This window comes from Bacillus sp. P4_D3 (assembly GCF_056401855.1).
On record NZ_JBFUIN010000192.1, the window covers coordinates 1 to 5,871 of the forward strand.

A 5,871-nucleotide genomic window follows, 5' to 3' on the forward strand; every position below is an offset into this window, starting at 1 on the left:
GCTATTGGGTATTCAAATGGAGCAAATATTGCAGCGAGTTTATTATTCCATTATGAAAATGCATTAAAAGGTGCCATTCTTCATCATCCAATGGTTCCAAGAAGAGGGATAGAACTTCCTAATTTAGGAGAGAAAGCAGTGTTTATTGCTGCTGGAACAAATGATCCAATTTGTTCACCTTCTGAGTCAGAGGAATTGAAGATGCTATTAGAAAATGCAAATGCTAATGTAACAATGCATTGGGAAAATAGAGGACATCAATTAACGATGAATGAAGTAGAGAAGGCAACAGAATGGTATGAAAAAATGTTTTCACATGCATAAATAGTAGACTAAATCGAGTGTAAAATCATAAAGATTTTATACTCGATTTTTTTGTTGCAATTTAAGGGGTTAAAAGAGAATAGGAAAGTTATGTTAAAATAAAAGTAAAGGGGTTCCTGTTTTGTTAATGAGCAGGAGTGTCGATTATTCTAATAATGGGGGGAACTATTAGATGGCAAACTACGAAAATGAAGAAATGCTAACGGGAGGCAATGTCTCAAACGTATATCGTTCAGAAGATACAGTTCGACGAGAATTAAAGCAAGGCAGTACCAAAATTCATAAGCTATTAAATCATTTAGAAAATAAAGGTTTTAGTTATGCACCAAAGTTTTTAGGTATTGATGATAAAGATAGAGAGATATTATCATTTATTGAAGGGAAAGCTGGTAATTATCCTTTAAAAGAGTACATGTGGTCTAATGATGTTTTAAAAGAAATAGCGAAGATGCTCCGTCTTTATCATGATGCTGTGAGTGATTTTCCTTTATTAGATGATTGGAAACCAATGGATAATACTCCAAATAAAATAGAGGTTGTATGCCACAATGATTTTGCAATATATAACATTATTTTTAATAACGAAAAACCAGTAGGTATTATTGATTTTGATGTTGCTGGTCCTGGACCAAGACTTTGGGACATAGCCTATACTCTTTACACTTGTGTCCCATTAAGTAGAGTTTATTATACGGAAACAGGTAAGGCAGTTTATTATAATTCATTACAGCATGTGGAACGTATAAAGCAAAGGATTAAATTGTTTTTTGAGTCCTATAAAGGTGAGGGTATGGACGAGGATTATTTGGAGATGGTACTTCTACGATTAGAAGGATTATGTAAATACATGAAAAGAAAAGCAAAAGAAGGCGATATGAACTTCCAAAAGATGATAGATGAAGGACACCTTGAACATTACGAAAAGGATATTAAATTTATTCGTGAACATGGAAGAGAATGGATGTAATGAAATGCGTTTTATACGCTAAAAAGCTCAGAGTCATATAGGGACTTTGAGCTTTTTAGCGTATTAGTGTAGATGTTTTCCACAATAACTGAACTACTTATAACAGATATCTTTTACTATATTCATGTACCATAGTTAAGAGTTTGTTACAGGCTGAGCTGTAGCAACTGGTAATTGGATATCGACAGTTGTTCCTATGTTTAATTCACTTGAAATGAATAATTTCCCGTGATGCTCTTGAATGATTTTATAGCACATCATTAAGCCAAGGCCAGTTCCTTTTTCTTTCAAGCTATAAAAAGGTTCGCCAAGACGAGCCATACGCTCTTCAGGAATCCCACAACCTTCATCGATAATGCGTATTGAAACAAAATCATTTTCTAACGAAGTTGTTTGAATGAATATGTTACCACCATCAGGCATAGCCTCAATCGCATTTTTTACTATGTTAATAAAAACTTGTTTTAATTGATTACTGTCACATTGAATGTCAGAAATATAATCGAAATGGTCCATGATGATATGAACGCTATGCATAATTGCTGTTGGTAAAATAAAAGTTACAACTTCTTCAATTAATGTTTGTACGTTGCATGTATGAATAGATAACACTTGTGGTTTAGACATCGCCATAAATTGGCTTGTTATAGATTCCATTTGTGAAATCTCACTCAACATAACGTCCACATACCATTTATTTTCCTCATTTATTTCTGGATGTAATAATGTTAAAAATCCTTTTAATGAAGTGAGCGGGTTTCTAATTTCATGGGCAATTCCAGCTGTCAGTTGTCCTACTACTGCAAGCTTTTCGGATTTTCGTAATAACTTTTCAGTTTCTTTTAGTTCGGTAACGTCCCTTCCCATCACTATAAGACCTTTGCGTGAGCCATCAGGATGGAAGAGTGGGACCTTTGAAATACTTAAAACTAGGTCGAAATCATCTCTATGTATAATAAATTCCTCTCCGTGAAGAATTTGTCCCTTTTGCCATGTTAGTTCATCGACTTCTTCACAATGCAAAAAAGATTCGCGGTACGCTTCGTTATATTGAATGAGTTCATTATCTCTTTTTCCATGATAAGGTACGTTATGGAAATTGAAACAAGAAAGCGCATAGTCATTTGCTTCAAGCCAGCGTCCTTCATGATCCTTAAAAATAACAAATGCAGGCATTGAATTCATTAATGTGCGTAATCGTTTCTCACTCTCTTGTAATACTTTCTCAATTCTTTCTGATTTTTCAAGGGGTTTCATAATGGCGTATACACCTGTTAAACGATTTTTAACAAAAATAGGAACTAATTTTGTTACGACATCTAGTAAATATCCGTCTTTATGATAAATAGAGACGATATACTCTTTTTGATTGTCAGCTGCAGTATTTTTTATGTATTGTAGTACTTGATCAGAAATATGTGCTTCTAAAATAGAAGTGATTGTTTTTCGCTCTAATTCGTTAGAAGTATAACCTAATATTCTTTCAGCAGAGGGATTAATATGTAAAATAACTCCTTCTAAATTCAATGAAATAATACTATCAGGGTTATGTTCGAAAAGAGATGCGTACATTTCTGCTAAAGAACGATTTTGTATATGGTTTCGCAGGCGTCCAGATACGTTCGGATGACGCTTTTTTTGAGTAGATGAATATTTTTTACGACTCATAATATTTCCTCCGTACAATTAGCATCTAAAAAAGATGGATCTATTAATAACTATAATATAGGTGTGACGTTTATTTCTATAAAAAATGGAAATTACAGAATAAATTTTCTTTTTTTATTATTAGTGGAAGGTATAAAAGGTAGTAATAAGAGAATCTTATATTGCTTAATTAATTTTCTGTAAGTTACATGAATGTGTTTTCGTTATACGATTAGAATAGAAGAGGGGGAAGTAATATGAAAAATTATATTCAAGGAATTGATCATGTACAAGTAGCTGCGCCCGTAGGATGTGAAGAAGAAGCGCGAGAATTTTATGGTAATAAAATTGGAATGGAGGAAATTCCAAAGCCGGAGGAATTAAAGAAGCGTGGTGGGTGTTGGTTTAAGTGTGGAAATCAAGAGATTCATATCGGAGTTGAGCAAAACTTTAATCCAGCTAAAAAAGCGCATCCAGCTTTTTATGTTTTGAAAATTGATGAATTTAAACAAGAGTTAATAAAGCAAGGTGTTGAAGTAATAGATGATAATGCACGACCAGACGTGATTAGATTTTACGTATCAGATCCGTTTGGAAATCGAATTGAATTTATGCAAAATAAAAACTAGGTTAAGGTCCACCTAGTTTTTTATGCTTTTCTAAACAATCCTAACACTTCAACAGTTTCTGTAATATTAACGAATGCATGAGGATCAATTTCGGAAATCGTTAGTTTCATACTTGCTAACTCTTCACGCGAAACGACTGTCATGAGTACACGTTTTTTTTCGTTTGAATAAGCACCTTCACCATCAAGTAACGTAATTCCGCGTACTACAGTTGAAAGAAGCTTTTTTTTCATTTCTTCCGCTTGATTTGTTACAATCATAAGTGTAACTTTACGATGTTTTGTATGAACGGCATCAATTACTTTACCAGTTACATAAATTGAAAGTAAGCTTGTAAGGGCAACATCCCAAGTGAAGAAAAATCCCGCAATGACAACAACAACAGTATTTAATGCAATAAGGAATCCACCAAGTTTAATATCTCGCTTGCGAGATAACAACATACCGATAATATCAAATCCACCAGTTGAACCATGGCAGTTAAAGACAAGACCAATACCAGCTCCGGCGATGACACCGCCAAATACAGATGATAAAAGTGGATCTGTTGCTACGACTTTTACAGGAATATAATATAGTGCAACAGATAATACAATTACAGAGACAACTGTGTTAAAAATTACTTTTTTTCCAAGACCTATGTATCCTAAAATAAGGATAGGTAAGTTCAATACAAAGTTAATAATGCCTGTGTTCACAGGGGTTGCAATTCCTAAAATAATAGCAATTCCGCCAATTCCACTACTTAAAATTTTATGGGGGATAAGGAAAAGATTAAAGGCAATCGCAATAATAATAGAACCAAAAATAACACCAAGAAATCTGACCATCTTTTTCCCGTCCTTCACTAAATAATCATATTATTTCAAGATTATATATGAAATTGAAAGTTTTAGGTGAAAACAGTTTATTTCGGAAAATTAGATTAATCTAAACAGTTTGAGTATTTGATTATTTGAAAGGGGATACAGATATGAAGATAACGACGTATCAACAGAAAAGTCCTTTAAAACAAGAATGTGAGGATTCATTTTTTTGTAATGAACATAACATGATGTACGGTATATGTGATGGAGCAACACCGCTCGTTCCATTTTGTGATGAAGAAGGACATAATGGAGCATACATCGCTTCGCATTTATTTGCAAGTCATTTTACTTCGTTACGGGAGATTAATAGTTTACAAGGTGAAGTTGCAAAGGCGAATGAATTATTGCAAAACAAGATGCTAGAGTACAAGGTTGATACGAGAAAAAAAGACCATCTATGGTGTACATGTATTGCAGCAGTTCAAATAGAAGGCGAGAAACTTGAATATGCACAGTTAGGTGATTGTATGATCGTTGCAATACTTCAGGATGGAGCGATGAGAGTATTAACGAAAGATACGGTTCAAGGAATTAGTAAACGTGCAAAAAAGAAGAGAGAAGAGGATCGTAAAAAAGGTTTACCAGTCCCGGAAGAAAACGTTTTTCAAGATGTTCGGGAGCAGTTAAAATACAATCGCTATCTTGCAAATATGCCAAACGGCTACTCAGTTGCAAATGGGATGAAAGAAGCTATGGATTATTTACAATATGGTGAATTACAGCTAGCTGAAGTAAGTGGGATTTTTATTTGTTCAGACGGATTGTTTCACCCAGAGTGGTCGTTAGAACAAACTGTAGTATATATAAGAAAGAATAGTATAAAAGAATATGTAGCAATCATTGAAAGGCTAGAAGGAGAAAATAGAATAAGACCAGATGATAAAACAGTTATTATGATCGATTTGTAAGAGGAGGATGTTCATATGGAAATTAAATGTGCAAATTTAACATTTCAAAATGAGTTAATTCCTTTAGAAAAAGTAAATAAATTGATTATCCACCATACGTCAGAAGATGGATGGGATGTGTATAAAACCCACGAATTTCATCAAAAGGTAAGAGGATGGAGCGGGATTGGTTACAATTATTTTATTGAAGAAGATGGAACTGTAGTCGAAGGGCGAGGTTTACATATTGGAGCACATGCGAAAGATAATAATAGTGACACAATTGGAATATGTATGACGGGAAATTTTGATAAATATGATCCAAATACTGCACAAATGAATTCATTATATTCTTTATGTAAAATGTTTATGAAGCAGTTTGCCATAGAGAAAGGAAATATACTCGGCCATAGGGAGTTAGAAGGGGTTACAAAAACTTGTCCGGGAAATCGCTTTTCTATGGTAGAGTTAAGAAAAGTATTATCTTAAATATAGAGGAGTAACGAATGATGATGAACATAAAAATAACGAATGATAAAAAAGAAGAG

The 5,871-nt window shown here is 33.6% G+C and carries 7 protein-coding genes; 5 read left to right on the forward strand and 2 right to left on the reverse strand.

The window, feature by feature from the left end; translation table 11 throughout:
- Together AC1DTM_RS16715 and AC1DTM_RS16720 are read left to right on the forward strand one after the other, a co-directional pair.
- On the forward strand, nucleotides 1-324 hold a 324-nt coding region (locus AC1DTM_RS16715), incomplete at its 5' end, for an alpha/beta hydrolase (protein ID WP_477000518.1).
- 172 nt (nucleotides 325-496) lie between these two features.
- Nucleotides 497-1,291: a phosphotransferase gene (locus AC1DTM_RS16720; protein ID WP_016105842.1), complete on the forward strand. Its 795-nt coding sequence runs from the start codon at nucleotides 497-499 to the stop codon at nucleotides 1,289-1,291.
- A gap of 135 nt (nucleotides 1,292-1,426) precedes the next feature.
- Here the strand turns inward: AC1DTM_RS16720 and AC1DTM_RS16725 are convergent, their stop codons facing one another.
- Nucleotides 1,427-2,959 carry a BA3702 family sensor histidine kinase gene (locus AC1DTM_RS16725; protein ID WP_016105841.1) on the reverse strand — a complete coding sequence of 511 codons (1,533 nt, stop codon included), beginning with the start codon at nucleotides 2,957-2,959 and terminating at the stop codon, nucleotides 1,427-1,429.
- Nucleotides 2,960-3,195: 236 nt separating this feature from the next.
- Between AC1DTM_RS16725 and AC1DTM_RS16730 the strand changes: the two genes are divergently transcribed.
- On the forward strand, nucleotides 3,196-3,567 hold the full coding sequence (locus tag AC1DTM_RS16730; RefSeq protein WP_002146289.1) for a VOC family protein: 372 nt from the start codon (nucleotides 3,196-3,198) through the stop codon (nucleotides 3,565-3,567).
- 20 nt (nucleotides 3,568-3,587) lie between these two features.
- Here AC1DTM_RS16730 and AC1DTM_RS16735 read toward each other — a convergent pair whose 3' ends face one another.
- Nucleotides 3,588-4,397, reverse strand: a complete 810-nt coding sequence (locus tag AC1DTM_RS16735; RefSeq protein WP_002146290.1) for a YitT family protein — start codon at nucleotides 4,395-4,397, stop codon at nucleotides 3,588-3,590.
- Nucleotides 4,398-4,540: 143 nt separating this feature from the next.
- On the opposite strand from AC1DTM_RS16735, the gene AC1DTM_RS16740 reads away from it, so the two are divergent.
- The gene (locus AC1DTM_RS16740; RefSeq protein WP_016105840.1) at nucleotides 4,541-5,344 is read left to right on the forward strand and encodes a PP2C family serine/threonine-protein phosphatase; all 804 of its coding nucleotides are present in this window, start codon (nucleotides 4,541-4,543) and stop codon (nucleotides 5,342-5,344) included.
- Nucleotides 5,345-5,359: 15 nt separating this feature from the next.
- Nucleotides 5,360-5,812, forward strand: a complete 453-nt coding sequence (locus AC1DTM_RS16745) for a peptidoglycan recognition protein family protein (RefSeq protein ID WP_016105839.1) — start codon at nucleotides 5,360-5,362, stop codon at nucleotides 5,810-5,812.
- Nucleotides 5,813-5,871: the final 59 nt, after the last annotated feature.

Coding starts and splice junctions, on each gene's coding strand:
- AC1DTM_RS16730 (WP_002146289.1), top strand. CDS start 3,196: ATGAAAAATTATATTCAAGGAATTGATCATGTACAAGTAGCTGCGCCC.
- AC1DTM_RS16735 (WP_002146290.1), bottom strand. CDS start 4,397: ATGGTCAGATTTCTTGGTGTTATTTTTGGTTCTATTATTATTGCGATT.
- AC1DTM_RS16725 (WP_016105841.1), bottom strand. CDS start 2,959: ATGAGTCGTAAAAAATATTCATCTACTCAAAAAAAGCGTCATCCGAAC.
- AC1DTM_RS16720 (WP_016105842.1), top strand. CDS start 497: ATGGCAAACTACGAAAATGAAGAAATGCTAACGGGAGGCAATGTCTCA.
- AC1DTM_RS16740 (WP_016105840.1), top strand. CDS start 4,541: ATGAAGATAACGACGTATCAACAGAAAAGTCCTTTAAAACAAGAATGT.
- AC1DTM_RS16745 (WP_016105839.1), top strand. CDS start 5,360: ATGGAAATTAAATGTGCAAATTTAACATTTCAAAATGAGTTAATTCCT.